The sequence below is a fragment of the Bacillus sp. ISL-18 genome (genome assembly GCF_018613415.1).
GTDB lineage: Bacteria > Bacillota > Bacilli > Bacillales > Cytobacillaceae > Neobacillus.
The window spans coordinates 199402-216747 of the sequence record NZ_JAGGQG010000004.1 but is presented as its reverse complement, the minus strand read 5'-3'; the positions used below and the strand labels follow the sequence as shown (position 1 = coordinate 216747).

Annotated in this window: 15 protein-coding genes, 1 pseudogene and 1 riboswitch; of the genes and pseudogenes, 10 read left to right on the top strand and 6 right to left on the bottom strand. The window is 35.6% G+C overall.

Annotation, left to right across the window (positions count from 1 at the left end):
• Positions 1-362 (top strand): LPXTG cell wall anchor domain-containing protein (locus tag J7E81_RS08550; protein WP_215041738.1); only part of this gene is annotated, 362 nt, incomplete at its 5' end.
• Positions 363-555: 193 nt separating this feature from the next.
• On the opposite strand, the gene J7E81_RS08545 is transcribed toward J7E81_RS08550, so the two are convergent.
• The 4 genes from J7E81_RS08545 to J7E81_RS08530 all read right to left on the bottom strand — a co-directional run bounded on the left by J7E81_RS08545 (position 556) and on the right by J7E81_RS08530 (position 5175).
• Entirely contained in the window at positions 556-1923 is a 1368-nt protein-coding gene (locus tag J7E81_RS08545) for a methyl-accepting chemotaxis protein (protein WP_215041737.1), read from the bottom strand.
• Positions 1924-2405: 482 nt separating this feature from the next.
• On the bottom strand, positions 2406-2798 hold the full coding sequence (locus tag J7E81_RS08540) for a GtrA family protein (protein WP_215041736.1): 393 nt from the start codon (positions 2796-2798) through the stop codon (positions 2406-2408).
• Complete coding sequence (locus tag J7E81_RS08535) at positions 2791-3774, bottom strand: glycosyltransferase family 2 protein (RefSeq protein WP_215041735.1); 984 nt, start codon at positions 3772-3774, stop codon at positions 2791-2793. The genes J7E81_RS08540 and J7E81_RS08535 overlap by 8 nt, the downstream gene beginning before the upstream one ends.
• Before the next feature lie 45 nt (positions 3775-3819).
• On the bottom strand, positions 3820-5175 hold the full coding sequence (locus tag J7E81_RS08530; RefSeq protein WP_215041734.1) for a DUF6056 family protein: 1356 nt from the start codon (positions 5173-5175) through the stop codon (positions 3820-3822).
• A gap of 314 nt (positions 5176-5489) precedes the next feature.
• On the opposite strand from J7E81_RS08530, the gene J7E81_RS08525 reads away from it, so the two are divergent.
• Positions 5490-5633, top strand: coding sequence for a hypothetical protein (locus tag J7E81_RS08525; RefSeq protein WP_215041733.1), 144 nt, complete (start codon positions 5490-5492; stop codon positions 5631-5633).
• A gap of 122 nt (positions 5634-5755) precedes the next feature.
• Here the strand turns inward: J7E81_RS08525 and tagU are convergent, their stop codons facing one another.
• Positions 5756-6688, bottom strand: a complete 933-nt coding sequence (gene tagU / locus J7E81_RS08520) for a polyisoprenyl-teichoic acid--peptidoglycan teichoic acid transferase TagU (RefSeq protein WP_215041732.1) — start codon at positions 6686-6688, stop codon at positions 5756-5758.
• A 249-nt stretch (positions 6689-6937) separates the two neighbouring features.
• Here tagU and J7E81_RS08515 point away from each other — a divergent pair, with 249 nt between their 5' ends.
• Positions 6938-7468 (top strand): hypothetical protein, encoded by a 531-nt coding sequence (locus J7E81_RS08515; protein WP_215041731.1) that lies wholly within the window; start codon positions 6938-6940, stop codon positions 7466-7468.
• 207 nt (positions 7469-7675) lie between these two features.
• The gene (locus J7E81_RS08510) at positions 7676-7822 is read left to right on the top strand and encodes a YwzD family small protein (RefSeq protein ID WP_215041730.1); all 147 of its coding nucleotides are present in this window, start codon (positions 7676-7678) and stop codon (positions 7820-7822) included.
• A 393-nt stretch (positions 7823-8215) separates the two neighbouring features.
• On the opposite strand, the gene J7E81_RS08505 is transcribed toward J7E81_RS08510, so the two are convergent.
• Complete coding sequence (locus tag J7E81_RS08505) at positions 8216-8824, bottom strand: response regulator (protein WP_251028539.1); 609 nt, start codon at positions 8822-8824, stop codon at positions 8216-8218.
• A 157-nt stretch (positions 8825-8981) separates the two neighbouring features.
• A riboswitch (cyclic di-GMP riboswitch) is annotated at positions 8982-9066 on the bottom strand.
• A gap of 435 nt (positions 9067-9501) precedes the next feature.
• Between J7E81_RS08505 and J7E81_RS08500 the strand changes: the two genes are divergently transcribed.
• The 6 genes and pseudogenes from J7E81_RS08500 (at position 9502) to J7E81_RS08480 (ending at position 17331) form a co-directional block, all read left to right on the top strand.
• The gene (locus J7E81_RS08500; RefSeq protein WP_215041728.1) at positions 9502-11694 is read left to right on the top strand and encodes a bifunctional diguanylate cyclase/phosphodiesterase; all 2193 of its coding nucleotides are present in this window, start codon (positions 9502-9504) and stop codon (positions 11692-11694) included.
• 313 nt (positions 11695-12007) lie between these two features.
• Positions 12008-12673 (top strand): annotated as a pseudogene (locus tag J7E81_RS31330) (HAMP domain-containing protein); the annotation flags it as partial.
• A 111-nt stretch (positions 12674-12784) separates the two neighbouring features.
• Entirely contained in the window at positions 12785-13615 is an 831-nt protein-coding gene (locus J7E81_RS31325) for a methyl-accepting chemotaxis protein (RefSeq protein ID WP_374104015.1), read from the top strand.
• A gap of 217 nt (positions 13616-13832) precedes the next feature.
• Positions 13833-15524, top strand: coding sequence for a methyl-accepting chemotaxis protein (locus J7E81_RS08490; RefSeq protein WP_215041726.1), 1692 nt, complete (start codon positions 13833-13835; stop codon positions 15522-15524).
• Between the two features lie 243 nt (positions 15525-15767).
• Positions 15768-16334 (top strand): hypothetical protein, encoded by a 567-nt coding sequence (locus J7E81_RS08485; RefSeq protein WP_215041725.1) that lies wholly within the window; start codon positions 15768-15770, stop codon positions 16332-16334.
• 19 nt (positions 16335-16353) lie between these two features.
• Positions 16354-17331, top strand: a complete 978-nt coding sequence (locus J7E81_RS08480; RefSeq protein ID WP_215041724.1) for a hypothetical protein — start codon at positions 16354-16356, stop codon at positions 17329-17331.
• Positions 17332-17346: the final 15 nt, after the last annotated feature.

Below are 17346 nucleotides of genomic sequence, written 5' to 3'. Positions count from 1 at the left end.
CAGTAGAGGAACCGGCGGATGGGATGAGCAATCAACCAGCTACCCCAGTAGAGGAACCGGCAGATGAAACGAGCAATCAACCAGCTACTCCAGTAGAGGAACCGGTAGATAGAACGAGCAGTCAACCAAATACTACAGTTGAAGAACCGGCTTCCGAAACACGCAGTAAATCGGATACTAAAGCAGAAGCACAGGCTTCTGAAACTAGTAGTAATCAGGATCAGCCGGTGATCCTAAGCTCAAATCAGGCGTTACCAAAAACGGCCACTAATATGTATAATGAAATGGCATTAGGTTTGGTCATTTTTGTATTAGGATTATTTGCTTTATTTAGGTCTACAAGAAGCAGAAAACGGGTTTAATCATCATTAATTACTTTTATTTAGAAAGAAGGCAGAGAGCAACGATATGCTCTTTGCTTTTTACTTTGTTGAAGCCTGATACCAATTAATTAGTTTAATAAACTAATTAATTGGTACTGTTTATACAGATCATTACCTATTTAAGAGTAGGTTAATTATTTTTGAGTAAGTTTAATTTTGGGAAATTAGCATCTTAGGAATATATCTTTTTTAATTCTTTAACCACTGTATCTGTAGCAATATCTAATTCTGTTAATAAATGATTGACTCCATTTCTATTTTCTCGATTAACTTCACGAATAATTTCTCTTGAAACCTCATGAACCTTTTTATGTGGTTCAAACAAATTTACCACTAATGTATCATTTGGATTCACTTTTTGTGTACTAGCTATGTGCCGGCCTAGGGTACAACTTGTATGGTCCGGTATACAGTTATCATCTAGCTGCACAAAACCGCATAGAACATTATAAGCTTTCCACTTCCATAATAAATGTTCTGCCGCAACAGGTATTAACATTTGATTCCCTTTAAAATCCTTAAAATAAGGGAGTGCTGTATTTCTGATATTTTCTGCGATCTCACTAATGGTATAAATACCTTGACCTGTTCTCAAACAGACCTCGTTTAGCTCCTGTGTCTGCTTATTAATCGCAATAAGCCGCTCGGAAACATCCTGTGTTACAGCTGACTGTTCTTCGACATTCACAGAAATACGATCAAAGTCTGAGCCAATCCCCTCTAATGAACTTTCCATTTTGTCCATCGTAATAATGGCCTCGTTCATTTGAAATTTACCTTTTGAAAAAACATTTACCGCTTCGGTCATTTCCTTTTCTGACGAACCTATTTCTCTTCTTAGGTTTTTAATCATATCTTTTATATAATTGGCAGATTTTTTTGTATTATCAGCAAGGATTTTGATCTCACTTGCGACAACAGCAAATCCTCTGCCTGCATCCCCTGATCTCGCTGCTTCAATGCTTGCGTTTAAAGCCAAAAGATTCGTTTGTTCAGCCACTTCATTGATAATATTGACGACATTATCAATATCTTTCGTATCTTCGTCTACCTTTTTCATTTTATCCTTCACTTTATTCATTGCTTCAAAAGAATGATTAATAGTTTGGAAGGATTCAGTTAAGGTCCTAATTGAATTTTTTGAAAAAGAAATGGCATTCTTTGTTGTCACTAATGAGGTTTGAACATAATTAGAAATGTTTTCAATTGCCCGGCTCATTTCTTCACTACTGGCAGCAACTTCATCTACAGATGCTTTTTGAAACGAAATATGGTCTACCATTTCTTTTACATAGTCCATTTGGGTAACAAATTCGATTAATTCGCTATTTAATAGAAACATCTCACGTACTTGGCTGTTCTTTAATTCAAGGATCTTGTTGATTATGTTTTCTAGTTCACCATTTCCTTCTAAATAAGCATTTTCTTGCGAAACTCCATAATTTGAATTTAATTCAAAGATTTTCTCTAATTGTTTCACTAGATGTAGTGATGACTCTTCTTGTGTAGGTGCTTCTTTTCTTTGACCAAAAATAAACATAAACTTCCCCCTATGATAATGCTTTCAAAATTAAAAACATTTTTAGTATATAGGACATTTTTCTTACAGACAAGGCATTAATTGGGAACGAAAAATGAAATTTTGACATTTTTGTAAACAAGAGACCTTTGGGCGCAAAAAGAGTGCAATTACATGCACTCGAGGAAGCAAGGGGACGGTTCTCTTGCTTCTTTTTTGTGGAACCTTTGGGATAATTAAAAGATTGAACGGTCGTATATGGAAGCAAACCTAAGGTTGTGTGAGGGGTCTGGGATTAAGGTTCTCTTACAATTGCAATCGTGAAATGAAATATATGACCACAGGGCATAAAAAAATCCAGCGTGATGGGCTGGATCTCCAAGTTGTCTGGGTATAGCTACCCTTCATAATGATCGCTGTACATTTTCTTGTTCGTCCAAGACGACCCACGCCCATTAAAAGGTGTAGATTATCCACCATTTATAGGATCTTTTGGAACAATATTATTCATATGATTTTCTAAAAACAGCATATTTGCTGGCAAAATAATTAGCAATAATGACAATAATATTGGTAATGACTTTTGCAATCGTACTATCAACATGAATGACTTCTACAAGAAAAACCATACCTGCTAAATCTAAAATATAAGATAGTCCTCGGAAAAAGAAGAAACTAATCAACTCTTTGCGAACAGATTGACCACCAGAAGATTTCTGATTAAATACATATTTTTTGTTCGTTATAAATGCAAAGATAACCGATAAAAACCAGGCAAGGGTAGTGGCAATCTTGTAATCAAGATTAAATAAATCGTCTAAAATCCAGAAACTCAAAATATTAATGAACGTAGTTAAAATTCCAAAGAACAGATATAAAACAACTTCCTTATTCATTTTTTGCTCCTACCGTAATCTTTTGTGAAGTTCCGGTGTTCGTTACCTTTTCTCGATTATACTCATCTACAAAATAAAGAGGGCGGTTTTTGGTTTCATTAAATATACGTCCCAAGTACTCACCGATAATTCCGAGTGAAATCAATTGGATTCCACCCAAAAACAACATAACGGTCATTAAAGAAGGATAGCCGGCAACATCTTTTCCGAAAAGTAATGTTTTGGTGACAATCCAAATGATATAGATGAAACTAAAGAAAGAGATAATGAAGCCGAACAGCGAAGAGATCCGTAACGGTGCAATCGTAAACGAAGTAATCCCTTCAATCGCTAGATTGATTAAATTTCGATAATTCCACTTTGTTTCTCCTGCAGCCCTTGGATCACGGTCAAATAATAATTCCTTTTTATTATAGCCAATCCAACTGAACATCCCTTTTGTATAGCGTTGTGTTTCTCGTAATTGTTTCAATGCCTCGATACAGCGGCGATCGAGAAGGCGGAAGTCTCCCGTATTTTCTTGGATATCGATCTTCGTGAATTTCTGAAGTAGTTTATAAAAGAATGAAGAGGTCGACTTTTTCAACCAAGATTCTCCAGCCCGACTTCTCCTTTTTGCATACACATCATCATATCCCAGTTCCCAGTACTTGATCATTTCGGGTACTAATTCTGGTGGATCCTGCAAATCAGCATCCATAATAATCACAGCGTCGCCTGTTGCGTAATCCAGTCCTGCAATCATCGATATTTCTTTTCCAAAGTTTCGTGAAAGATTCACATAGGAAACTCTTTCATCTTTTGCTCGTAGATCCTTAATCATGGATAATGATTGATCCGTGCTTCCATCATTGATAAATAAGATCTCAAAATCATAAGAATCAATTTGGTTAATGACTTCATTTATACGTAAATATAAATGATTTAGCACTTCTTCCTCATTATAAGTAGGTATAAGAATGGTGATCCTAACCAAGTCGTTTTATCTCCCTCAATTTATGAAATGTATTAAAAAGATAACTTATCTTAATGTATAAAACGTATTAAAAAACGATAATATAGCTAAAACTGTAACGGTGTTTATACTAAGAGATTTAAAGATCTTGCTCTTTGAATCCAAAATAATTTGAAATAAAAGTACGGTTAGTATGATAAAGGCAACATACATAAATAAAAAGGTTCTAGGTCCAGAAGCCCAAATGGTTGGAGAAAACGACATAATCATGCGAGAGCCGAATCCCAGTAATAAAATAAATAGTGCAATTAGGGAAGTTTTCTTATTTTTAAATAAGAAATACAAAGAAATTAAAACAGCTAAGGAAATGACCACTAATAAAAGATCAGGAACCCAGCTGGTGACAGAATTCAGCCTAATACCTGTCCCAAATTTTGTCATTGAATTTTTTGCTTTTGTAATCGCATAAAAAGTTCCACCTAGTTCATTATTAAAGATACCAAATACTAAGCTTGACGCAAATGGAATCCCAGCGATGAAGCGAAGGATTTTTTTATGATGGGTAAGCACTACACATAAAAGTAATAAAAAACTAAATAAAGTAAAAATTATATTGGGTTTCATAACAAATTCAAATAAAGAAGAGGAAAATCCCATCTCTACTTTTCTAGGAAAGGAAATCGTATTGAATTCCGGGAACCATCGGGTTACTTCCTTCACATTTCTAGCTGCATTACCAGGACAAGTTATAATGAATAGAAAGCTGATTCCTGAAATAATCGTTTGAACTATCATAAACCAATTTACTTTTTTGATAAGTGCAAAATAAACGGTGAAAACCACGTATACCGATAAAAGAATTACACATAATTGTTCTTGATTGGCAGCGAAGATTAATGCAGGTATATAAAATAAAAATTCGTACCAAAATACTTTTTCACTACAGAGATACTTTTTGATTGGAATCATGGAAAACAGTCCCAAAGCTAACGGCCATATATAATTGAGAGTAGTGGCAATCCATCCAGCGGAGGCCATATGAACAAATGGATACATAAAAAGAAGGCCTGTAATCAGCCAATTTTTCTCTCTACTTTTCGAAGTTGGGATCAATTTTGAAATACTTACAGCGATTAACACCATCATACCGGTATCCAGTAAACGCCAAACTACGGGAAAATGGACGACAAAAATAAGGATGAATTCAATTAAGACTCTTGATGACCAGGTATGGTATCGCGTTGTGAGATATGCCAATGGGTTCAAATGATCATTACTTAAAACTTTCATAAAGGATTTATCGTCACCAGGATGGTCTAAATTTAGAACGAAATGAATCAATAACATTCCTAGTGATAAGATCATAATTGGAAAATAACTCGATTTATAAAAGGTTAGCAGTTTGCTTTCTAGAAATTTCATGTCTGATGTTTATCTCCTCATAGTTTTAATCCTTTAAATTTAACCCAAACCAACTAAAAGGACAAATTAAGAATATCATACTTGCTTCATTTTTAACTTCAATTTAGCAGAAATATTTACAGCAATCCCGTATTCTTACTAATATTTCTCCCTAATTACAATTTATTCCTAATGCATGGAGAAATGGAGGGAATACTGTTGTCCTTCCAAATATATTAATGTAGAATTTATTCGTTTTTAATCTGTTAGTAATAGTTTGATAACATTCTTCCTCTATGCTTATTAAATAGAAATCAGAGGAGGTATGATTCCATATGATTAAATCCAAACTAATGGGACTAATTTGTTATTTCCGTAAACATCATAAATATAGCTACTATACAGACAAGTGCGTAACTTGTGGAAAGAAAAAAGAGAAGCCGGAGCAAGGGGACGGTTCTACTGCTTCGATTCATTGAAAACATCCCAAGAAGGCAACTTTTACTGCAAATAGTTGGTAACATTACAGTTTTGATAAATAAATGAGATGATTGTTGTTAAAAAAATGCTGATTGGATTCATTCCAATCAGCATTTGCTTTTTATTTATTTAATTCTAACTGAGTTTTCAACTCACTTTGAACTCTTTGTTTCTCTGCGTCAGATACTAAACCGTAATAAATACCACCAATTTTGGTTCCTGTTTCTTTAATCTCCATTTGGGTAATATTGGAGCCAGCAGATTTATAATTTTTTTGAATATCGATCATTTGGTCAAAGGTAAGGTTGGTTTTAACGTTTTTACCAAGGGCATTAAAGATATCGGAGTAATTGGCTAAGCTGGATACGCTTGCTCCTTCTTTAATAACACCCTGAATAATTTGACGCTGTCTTGTTTGTCGACCGAAATCGCCGCGCGGATCATCATATCTCATTCTTGAGTAAGCTAATGCTTTTTTACCGTCTAAATTCAATTGACCTTTTGTGAAGTGGTAACCATCATACGTAAAATCTAAATCATTTTGAACGGTAATGCCGCCAACTGCATTTACAATGTCCCTGAATCCTTCCATGTTGACCTTCATGTAATAATCAATGGGTATGTCTAAGAAGTTTTCAACTGTGTTAATCGACATTTGAACGCCACCGAAGGCATAGGCATGATTAATTTTATCCACTTTCCCTTTACCAACAATTTCTGTACGAGTATCACGAGGAATGCTGAGCATCTTCACTGAGTTGTTGTTTGGGTTAATGGTTAAAACGATCATCGTATCGGAGCGGCCTCTGTCGCCTGCTCGCTCATCGACACCAAGCATTAAGACTGAAAAAGGATCTTTATTTGTTAAGGCAACTGGTTCTTGACGTTTCTCTGACTGTTTTACAGCGGTTGGCTCGTGCATCGTTGTGACAGCCGTTTTTAAGGAACTATATACATTATATGCGTAAACTCCTACACCAATAATAAGTATGAGAAGAACAATACCTGTGACTTTCAACCAAGTTCTCTTTTTCTTCGTTTTTTGAGACCTCATTCGAGAAAACCTCCAAAAATTTGACAAATTTTTTACACTCGTTTATAAGAATACCAAAAATATAGGAAAATAGATACAAAAATAAGAGGGGATTTTTATGGGAATTAATTTTTTATTATAGAGGGACAATTGGTTTTGCAGCGGGTTCCATTTTTAGGGACTTAATTACTAATAAATGTAAAATAGGAGGAAATTAACCTAACCCTGTCGAAATTATAGCGATATATTACACTTAAGGGAGAGACCCCGATGAGAAGTAGCCGGCCCTATAAATCCCCTTTAGCTGCCTTGTTTTGGTCACTCGTTCTGCCGGGATTTGGACAATTATACAATAAGGATTATTATATTGGTACTATATTGTTAGTGCTAGAATTCTTGATCAACTTAAAATCACATTTAAATATAGTTCTATTAGATACCTTAACAGGAGACCTCCTTCGTGCGCATGATTCGGTTAATTACAGTTGGGGACTTTTCTATCCTTCTATCTATGGGTTTGCTCTCTGGCAGGCTTTTAATATGGCAATTTCAAATAATAATCGATTAGAGGGAAATGGTGTTGAAAAACGAACCTATTTATCAGGGTTCTTTATCGGTCTTGTGATCGGAATGGACTTCGGCTTATTCTGGCATGATATGGACCTTATTCAAAGATTTCCGTTCCTTGATTATCCCGTTTTTAACGGACTAACCTTTGGACTACTGCTTGGCTTGTTAGCCCATTTGGCTGAAATAAAAATATATCGAAGAAAACTAAAAAAACTGCTTTTTAAAGATTAAATCTAAATATAAAACAAACTACCGCTTACGTGATGAAAGCGGTGGTTTACGTTTTGGGCTAAGTGGGTATATTAATCTTCAAAACAATCAAAATTTCTATCTTTTCCACGAAATTGTCACAATTTTCTGATCGGATGACGTTTACAATTGTCGGAATAAATAGTAAAATGTTGGTTTAATATATAAAGAGGAGGGTGAAGTAGAAAATTGAAGCTTGACGCAAAGTATAATCTCGTTGACTTTTCACAGATTGTCAAAAATGCCTATGAAAAAGGCGAAAATGAAACCGAAATCACACTTGAAAAATTGATAGAAGAATTAAAAGCGGAATTAAAACAACTAGTGATCTGCTAATAAATAAAATAGATATGGAAGCAAGGGGACGGTTCTCTTGCTTCTTTTTTGATTACATTATAAATGTGGGGCGTGGGGACGGTTCTTCCAAGCATGTGCATAAATCTTAGTAATGGATCAAATAACAAGAAGTAGGCTCTGGCCAAACCTAGGGTATAAAGTTTCCAGAGGCTCTAGTGGAAAAAATGAATGACTATTTTTATCCAGCCAAAGAATGATATCCATAATGGTATGCTCAAAGTTGCCCCAATGAAAATGCCTTTAAATATATGGTGTTCTTGATCTAAACCTACTAACCCCAACTGAACACACCCTTTTCAAATATTATAAAGAATTAATAGTTCTCTTACAAAAACGTCCATTTCTTTAAATAGAAAGAATATTGGATTTCCTTTAGAAACCTATTTCCTTAGCTTTAAGTACAGCCTCTATCCTTGAATGAACCCCTAATTTTTGAAACAGATTGGTAAGACGGTATTCTAAAGTCCTCTGGCCGATATACAGTGCTTGAGCGATATCCTTATTCTTCTTACCCTTAATTAACTCTTTTAATATCTCCGTATCATTTTCATTTAGCGACGTATTTTCTAAATGTTTTTCTTGATTGTTACGATATATGGCTTTCAGAAATGATACTGGAATGACAATATTTCCAGCTAATGCACATTGAATGGCCATGATTAATTGTTCCTTCGAATCATTTTTTAAAACAAAGCCAGCAGCACCCGACTCCATGAACGTATTCAAATAAGGCTTCATCTTAAAATCTGAATAGATCAAAATAATAGCCGATGGGTCTATGGCGAGTACCTTTTTCGTCCATTCAAAACCATCCATTTCAGGCATTTGCAAATCGACAAGTATTAAATCAAACGATTGTATTCTTACTAGTTCTAAAGCTTTTAAACAAGAAGTTTCCACTCGAACCTCTATATTCATTTCTTTCTGAATCACTAACTTAGTGGCTTCACCCACCAATAAATGGTCATCAACAATTAGCATTTGATTCACTCATAACACCTCAAATAGCATTTATGAAATTTAAAGTAAACTAACATTTCATTGGTAAGCGGGTATAAAGAGATAGTGGCGCAATGAGGTTTTTAATATAAAAAACCTCTCCTAAGAATAAGAAGAGGCATACTCAATCTTCCTTTAGAAGAGCAACTGGCTGGCTTTGTTAAAAAACTTTAGCCCCTATAGTTTTGCGTCCTATCCTTTAGGATAGTTTGCCGAAATATTTAGTTGTTGAATTAGTAGTTTTTAATAATTATAGTTTTGGTTTGTCAAGCATAGTCCCATGACCGTAAAAGCTTTCTATTGTTTTACGTAACCAGTTTACAATGGTGCTGCCCTTTTGTGTGATTGTATTTTTATAGTTAGTATAGAATAAAACATGACCATTTGTGAAGTGAATTTGTCAGATTTTATCGTTTTTTGTCGTATAAACAAATAGGAATTCTTAATTGCCATAGTACTTCTATAACGGACAAGGCAAAGAATATAAGAAGAGTAAGTAATATAGTGCTTTTAAGCACAACAAAAAAACCACTATTACAAACAAAGTGGTTTTTTTTGTTGTGAGTTTTACAATAGTTTCCAATTAAACTTTTAGGCGATTATTGCCGAAATTTAGTATATAAAGAATTAAAATAGGATGGAACGAAGGAGGACATACGATGAAATCACTCATTGGACCTGATTCAGATATCTATAAATCTTTTTTTGATTTCAATCATAATGCAAGTTACGCATTGGATTCAGAAGGTAATTTTATCTTAGTGAATGATGCTGCCGTTGATGCTACAGGATACGAAAAAGAAGAAATCCTTCAAATGTCTTTTGTCTCCATTATGCAAGAGGATTGTATCGATAGAGCTTTTCATTACTTTAACAGTACACTTAAAGGGAATCGCCATAGCTTTGATATTTCGATTAAACATAAAAGAGGACACAGAGTGGACTTATACATTACCACTATTCCTATTTGGCGGGATGGACATATTAAAGGAATTGGGGGAATCGTGAAAGAAATGACGGAAAGTTATAAACTGGAAACCTTATTTAGCGGACAAAACTTCGTCCTTGAAATGATTGCAAAAGGTTCACCTTTTTCTGATGTATTAGATCGGATTAACTATTTAGTTGAAAGTGTCACAAAGGGTGCATGCTCCATCCTGCTCACTGACGAAACTGGCACATTTTTAAAGCATGGTTCCTCCCCGTCATTGCCCCTAGAATATAGTAACTATATTAAACGGGTGCCGATTGGCCCCAAAGTAGGCTCATGTGGAACATCGGCCTACTTTAAACGGCGGATTATTGTGACAGATATTGCTTCCGACCCTTTGTGGAATGACTACAAGCATAATGCCCTCAAACATGGCTTACGTGCATGCTGGTCTTCCCCTGTCTATGACACCGATCAACAGGTAATCGGAGTTTTTGGGATTTATTTTGATCAAGCAAATGCCCCAAAAGAGGGAGACCTCCAAATTATTGAACGAGCTACATATCTGACAAGTTTGGCCATTCAACATTACCGTGCCGTAGAGAAAATTAATTTTATGGCCTTTCATGATGATTTAACAGGACTGCCCAATCGAAGACTATTTAATCAAAGAGTAAACCAAGCCATTGAACGGGAGGTAAAAGATCCTAAAAAGGGGTTGGCATTATTATTTATAGACTTAGACCGCTTTAAATTGATTAACGACTCTCTTGGTCACGGTGTAGGAGATCAACTGTTACGAGAAGTAGGGGGGACTTTACAAAGCTGCATCCGTAAACAGGATATTGTGGCAAGGCAAGGCGGTGATGAGTTTACTATCTTACTAGATGAAGTCTCAAAACAACAAATTATCTCCACTTCACAAGCTATTCTAGAAAAATTATCTCAGCCATTTTTCATTTGTGGCCATGAGATTTTTATTACACCTAGTATTGGGATTAGCCTTTACCCCCCTGATGGAGTCGATGCAGAGGAATTAATTAGAAAAGCGGACATTGCTATGTATAAAGTAAAACATGAAGGTCGAAATAACTTTAAGTTTTATGAACCTATTTTTGATAACAAAACAAATGACCGTTTAGAACTAGAGAACGAATTGCGAAAGGCATTAGATAAAGAAGAATTTATTCTGCATTACCAACCGATCATCGATCTGTCAACGGATAAATTAGCGGGTGTTGAGGCTCTTATCCGGTGGATACACCCTCAGCATGGTCAAGTTCCACCTGATCACTTTATCCCGATCGCGGAAGATACTGGGATGATCGTCAAAATCGGCGAATGGGTACTAAGAACAGCTTGTGAACATTGGAACAATTTGAAGAAAAGGGGCATCTTGCTCCCAACCATATCGGTGAATATCTCGATTCGACAATTTTACCAGCCCAACCTTATTTCGATGATCGCAAGCATATTGAAGGAAACGAATATGGAACCAAAACATCTCACCATTGAAATAACCGAAAGCATGACGATGGATGTCGAGCGTGCCCTCACGATTTTAAATCATTTAAAATGTCTTGGTGTTAATATCTCGATTGATGATTTTGGAACAGGTTATAGCTCGCTTAGCTACTTAAAGGCGTTTCCGATCGACTTTTTAAAAATTGATAAATCGTTTATCCGTGATATGCCTAAGAGCAAAGGGGATGAGAATATTGCTACTACGATTCTTCTCATGGCCCGTAACCTTGGCTTAAGTGTCATTGCCGAAGGTGTAGAAACCGCTGAACAGCTTGAAGTACTAAGGAGATTTGAGTGCGGCCGCGCTCAAGGCTATTTATTTAGTAGGCCCCTTGCCACTGAGCCATTGGAGAAATTTTTGTTTCAGCAGAAACTAGGATTAATGAAAACAAGTTAAATTCCTCTACTGGGAATGTATTTACAATCGTTGGGATTACTAATAAAATGGGAAACTAGTATAAATAATAGTGGAAAGAGATAGGACTGTTCAGGGAAACCTGGCAGTTTTTTTGTTTCTGTTTTTTGAGTTAATACATAGATGGCCTATTAAACTTTTATTTTATATAGCCGAAAAAATAAGTAGGATAATTGTCATAAAATTGTCACAACAAACTCCGGGGTGAATCTGATTGAAAAAAGTCACGATTAAGCAAAGATTAATCATATTACTAACTATATTTATAGTTAGTTTAGTTAGTATTGGCATTTATATGAATCAAATGGAAAAACTGAATGAACAAAGTGTAAGCCGTTTACAAGCCAATAAGGATATCCAAAAGCTGCTTACTCATGTACAATTCCGATTAGCAGGGATCTCTAATGATGAACGAGCGTTTTTACTTACAGGGGACCGGAAGTATGAAATAGAAACGGAGCAAAAAAGACTGGAAATTGAGAAAGATTTCTCTGATATTGCCAAATTATATTCAGATTCTACCAAGAAACAAGAGGTAACGAAAATCAAGGGAATTCTTAAAGATTATTATTCTTTAAAGGATAAGATGTTTAACTCAACAAGTCATGATCAGGCCATGACGGTTCATTTTAACGATGAGCGTACTTTACGTAAGCAAACAATGGACCCGGAAGTTGAAAAGTTAGTAATGGATATAAAGAAAGAAGTTGAAACACAAACTCTCGATCATCAAAACATAATCAAGCAAAATCAACGGATCTTAATGATTATTATCTTAGTTTTAACAATCCTTACTTTAACTTTAGGATTCTATTTAATCCGTTCTATCTTTCTTCCTTTAAAAACCATCCAGGTTCAACTAGACACCATCTCCAAAGGGGAAGGGGATTTGACAAAAGAAATAATCGTAAATGCTGAGGATGAACTGGGCAGCCTTGCACAATCATTTAATACGTTTATAGGAACACTAAGAAACCTCTTCAAACAAGTAGGGACTAGTGCAACAGAGGTGAATCTATCATCCCAAACCCTTCAGACCGCTTCCTATGATGTTATTACAGCCACGCAAACCATGAATATGCACATTAAAGAAGTCGCTTCTAGCTCTGAGAGTCAAAGTGAAATGATGAATCAAAGTAATCATTCTGTAAAGGAAATGGTAATTGGAATTAGTCAGATTTCTAATTATGCCTCAAATGTCGCTCAATTATCAAGTAGTGCCACATCCAGGGCGGAGATTGGAACGTCAGAACTTAAAAAGTTAGTAGAGGAAATCGATTCCATTCATGAATTGGTAAGACAATCATTGGGGAGTATATTAAGTTTGGAAAGGCAATCAAATGATATCGGAAATATATTGAATATCATAAAGGCTATATCTGATCAAACGAATTTATTAGCCTTAAATGCCGCCATTGAAGCAGCAAGGGCAGGGGAAGCCGGAAAAGGATTCGCCGTTGTGGCCGATGAGGTTCGAAAACTTGCTGAACAATCATTAACCTCAACCAATCAAATTGCCCATATTGTGAGCAGTGTTCAGAAAGAGACCCGCCAGACTGTAAATAGTTTTGACCTGGTAAAAGAAAAAGTAGATAGGGGCCGCAATACTGCTCAATCAACTGAAGCCATGTTTAAAGGGATAATTGAATCATTTGGAGAGATTTCAACGAGTATTCAAGAAATTTCGGCCACTACTGAACAACTTTCGGCAGGATCCACCGAGGTTTCCTCCACCGTTAGCGAAATTAACTCTCTTTCTAATCATGTAGCTGATCTGATTCAAAGAATCGCTGATTATTCCGATGTTCATTTGAAAAATATAGCAACTGTACAGCAGGATGCTGATAAATTATCCAATATGTCTACAGATTTAAATGTAGTAGTCGCCAAATTTAAAGTTTAATAGTTTGCTCAACATCCCCAGCCTTGCTGAGGGATGTTTTTTAGTCCAATAGAAAGAACGTGAGGGAGAGAACTTTTTGACGTTTCTATGAATTTAGTAAAAAGCTGGATTAAATAGGTGACAGACCCCTAATCATTTTTAGACTGGTACCGATAATAAGTGTGAATAGTAAAATGTTAATTGTTCAATAAAAACACCTTTGGAAGGCGGATTAATAATGAGATTTACAATTGGAAAAAAGTTATTTTTTGGTTTTCTTGCCGTTTTAATCATCTTAGCAGTGACGGTGGTCATCAGTTATACGCAATTAACCTCCATTGATAACAATTATAATAATCTAATTAATGATAAGGCTAATAAGGTTATTTTAGTGCAGAAATTAAACGGTATTATCAAAACAGAACAGGTTTCCATCAGAGGTTATTTGATAACCAAGGATCCTGAAGCACTAAGCAATTTTACCAAGGCACACGAAGAGTTTGTGACAGCTAGTGAGAACTTGGATAGCATAATGGTTCGTCCCGAGGCCAAAAAGTTGTTAAAAAGTGTGAAGGAATCAGAAAGTGAATATTTTACTATAGGTAATCAACAGGTTTTACTTAAACAGCAGAATAAAACCGATGAATATATAAAATTATCTAATCTTCAAGGTCACCAGGTGATTACTAGTTTAGATAAAACAATTGCCGAATTAGATATATTCCAGCAGAAATTGTTAGACCAAGGAAATGCGGCTAATACCAAAAAGGTCAATTCTGTAAAAACCTGGGTGTTAATTTTAGGATTGATTGCCATTATATTGGGTGCAATTGTTGCTTTTATCATGGGCAGGATGATTTCTAAACCCATTATAAAACTAGTAAATGTGGCCCATCAAATTGCTAAGGGTGACTTAACTTTAGAAGATATGCATGTTAATAATAATGATGAGATTGGAGATTTATCGAGATCTTTCACTGAGATGGTTAGTAATCTCAGACAATTAATCCAACAAGTTAAAATCAATGCAGAACAGGTTGCCGCTTCCTCTGACCAGTTGTCAGCGAGTGCAGAAGAAACGAGTGCGGCATCCACTCAAATTGGCGAGACCATGCAGCGCGTAGCTCAAGGAGTTAAGCAGCAGGTACATACAGTGGAAGAAACCTCATTATCGATTGGTGAAATGGCCATTGGGATCCAACAAATTGCGGATAATTCGTTAGATGTCTCCTCCAGTTCTCTGAATGCTTCTGAAAAAGCTTCAGAAGGTGAAAAGACAATTGACATGGCCATCCAGCAGATGAATTCTATTAATGAAACCTTTACAGGGCTGTCCAATAAGCTAGAAGGATTAGGAGAACGGTCAAAAGAAGTCGGACAGATCATTGAATTAATTACAAGTATTTCCGCCCAAACAAACCTTCTAGCCTTAAATGCAGCTATTGAAGCAGCCAGAGCTGGAGAACATGGACGTGGTTTTGCGGTTGTAGCTGATGAGGTACGAAAATTAGCTGAACAGTCAGCAGAATCTGCCCAAAAAATATCCACATTAGTATCCACTATGCAAAAGGAAACTGAAGAATCGATTAAGACAATGGATGATGCTACAAAAGAAGTTATAGCAGGAATTGAGGTTGTTAACATTGCAGGAACATCTTTTGGGGAGATTAAGGGAGCCATCAATCAAGTGACCACACAAACCTCAGAAGTTTCGGCAGCGGTCCAAGAAATTGCTGCAAGCACAGAACAAATGGCACAATCTATTACGTTAATTACTCAAATAGCAGAAACGACTTCATCCGGTACAGATGAAGTGGCAGTGGCTAGTCAACAACAAGCTGCTGCGATGAAAGAGGTTACGGATTCGTCCAACTTTTTATCAAATATGGCTGGGGAACTACAGCAGCATATTAGAAAATTTACTGTTTAAACATACTCGATTGTTCTCAGCCAGCTAAAAACCCACAGATTGTGGGTTTTTTATTTTTTTCATCAACTGGACAATCATAGGAAAAATTGAGGGCTTAGAAAGATTACAAGGTTCAATATGAACATACAACTCTAGAAATGTGGGCATTCGGATGCTGAAAATGGAAATACCTACTAGAGGAATGCTCCTTATAGAATGTATACTAGAATTGTAAACGTTTGTAGAAAATTGTAGGAGGGTCCCATGTACATAAAGGTAGATTCCTTGGCGTTGCTAAATAGTTTTAATGAAATCTGGATGGATTGTTGGCTGGAAAAAGGTTTTGTTCTAGAGAATGAAGATATTCAATCTGATCGCTTTATTATCACCGATGCGCAGAATCAAAATGTGGGAACGATTGAGTTTAAACCTTATAGTTTAGATAGCCAAAATAATATTAATACAGTATTTCCTTTTCATTCGGTCGAATACCTTACTAGCAATCCAAGCGCAGTGGTCGAAATTGATAAGGTAGCTATCTTAAAACAGTACAGAGGAAAGAATTTAGAACGCTTATTATCGGTTTTTGTAGAGTATACGGAGCAGCATAACGTAGAGTATTGCGTTGTTTTACTGGAAAGGGTTTTTTACAAAGCATTAAGAAACGTATATAAGATTCCGTTACAGGCGGTTAGTGATAAAATCTATTATAAAGGAGATTACGTGATTCCCTCTATCCTTTTCCCAAAGGAAATTTATCAAAATAAGCACATGTATAGTTGGATCGTAAAAAGCCAACAGGAGAAAAAGAGAAAACTAATTTTCACGTAAATGAAGAATGGAGAGGCATATGTTCAGTCTAAAAACAAAAAAGTTTGCGTATTCTTTTATTTTTATTTTTATTCTAGCTAACGTGCTTTGGAATACGATATTTTATGATAGACAAACTTTATTGGATTGGGGCGGTGTGACGTTCCAAGTTATCGCCTGCCTCACATCTATTATATGGCTGTTGTCCACTTTTTTGAAACATAAAGGAACAGCCAAAAGTTTTTGGTTATTCCTTGGTTTGGGAATTATTTTTTACTTAGTGGGCACTTCCATTTGGGCTTTTCAAGCATTTATCCTTAAGAATAATGGCGATTTGAATAATCTCCCAGGAGTATTTTGGATTGGACAAAATGTTTTCTATTTTTTGGCTCTCCTTGTGTTAATGAATAAAATAAGAAGTAGTTTGTTAACAATCCGCTTTTTTTTGGATATGTTAATCGTTATGTCCGTTGCCACGACATTTAGCTGGATTTATATTATTGATCCGTTGATTCACCATCAATCTTCTCTTGTTAATTTTACACAATTACTCTATCCCATCTTAGACTTAGGTGTACTTTTCGGAGTGTTGAGTTTCTTTATTGCTTCAAATCATATTTTTAAGAAAGGTACGTCCTTTCTGCTAATATCAGGTTTTCTCATCCAAATTGTTGCGGATTCCATCTTTTCCTATTTAAAAGTAATGAATTTGTACTCTGTAGGCAGCTTAAATGAACCATTATGGATATTTTCGATCCTTTTAATAGGCTTAGCAGGAATTTATCACGTTCCAGCTGTCACGAAACCGTCCAGAATGAAACGCCGGAAAAAAGGGATGATTTTTCGATATAGTCTTCCTTATGTAAGTGTGCTCTTTCTTTCTATTTATGTCATATCTTTACTATATAAAACACATCCCATTGTGGTGGGGCTGTTTTTAAGTGTTTTATTAGTCATATTAAGGCAATTATTCACTTTATTAGAGAATAATCAATTAGTAAATGATTTAATACTTTAAACGAAGAGCTTGAAT

Coding starts and splice junctions, on each gene's coding strand:
- J7E81_RS08540 (WP_215041736.1), bottom strand. CDS start 2,798: ATGAATAAGGAAGTTGTTTTATATCTGTTCTTTGGAATTTTAACTACG.
- J7E81_RS08505 (WP_251028539.1), bottom strand. CDS start 8,824: ATGCTAATTGTTGATGACCATTTATTGGTGGGTGAAGCCACTAAGTTA.
- J7E81_RS08530 (WP_215041734.1), bottom strand. CDS start 5,175: ATGAAATTTCTAGAAAGCAAACTGCTAACCTTTTATAAATCGAGTTAT.
- J7E81_RS08490 (WP_215041726.1), top strand. CDS start 13,833: ATGAGATTTACAATTGGAAAAAAGTTATTTTTTGGTTTTCTTGCCGTT.
- J7E81_RS08515 (WP_215041731.1), top strand. CDS start 6,938: ATGAGAAGTAGCCGGCCCTATAAATCCCCTTTAGCTGCCTTGTTTTGG.
- tagU (WP_215041732.1), bottom strand. CDS start 6,688: ATGAGGTCTCAAAAAACGAAGAAAAAGAGAACTTGGTTGAAAGTCACA.
- J7E81_RS08545 (WP_215041737.1), bottom strand. CDS start 1,923: ATGTTTATTTTTGGTCAAAGAAAAGAAGCACCTACACAAGAAGAGTCA.
- J7E81_RS08500 (WP_215041728.1), top strand. CDS start 9,502: ATGAAATCACTCATTGGACCTGATTCAGATATCTATAAATCTTTTTTT.
- J7E81_RS08485 (WP_215041725.1), top strand. CDS start 15,768: ATGTACATAAAGGTAGATTCCTTGGCGTTGCTAAATAGTTTTAATGAA.
- J7E81_RS08480 (WP_215041724.1), top strand. CDS start 16,354: ATGTTCAGTCTAAAAACAAAAAAGTTTGCGTATTCTTTTATTTTTATT.
- J7E81_RS31325 (WP_374104015.1), top strand. CDS start 12,785: ATGAATATGCACATTAAAGAAGTCGCTTCTAGCTCTGAGAGTCAAAGT.
- J7E81_RS08525 (WP_215041733.1), top strand. CDS start 5,490: ATGATTAAATCCAAACTAATGGGACTAATTTGTTATTTCCGTAAACAT.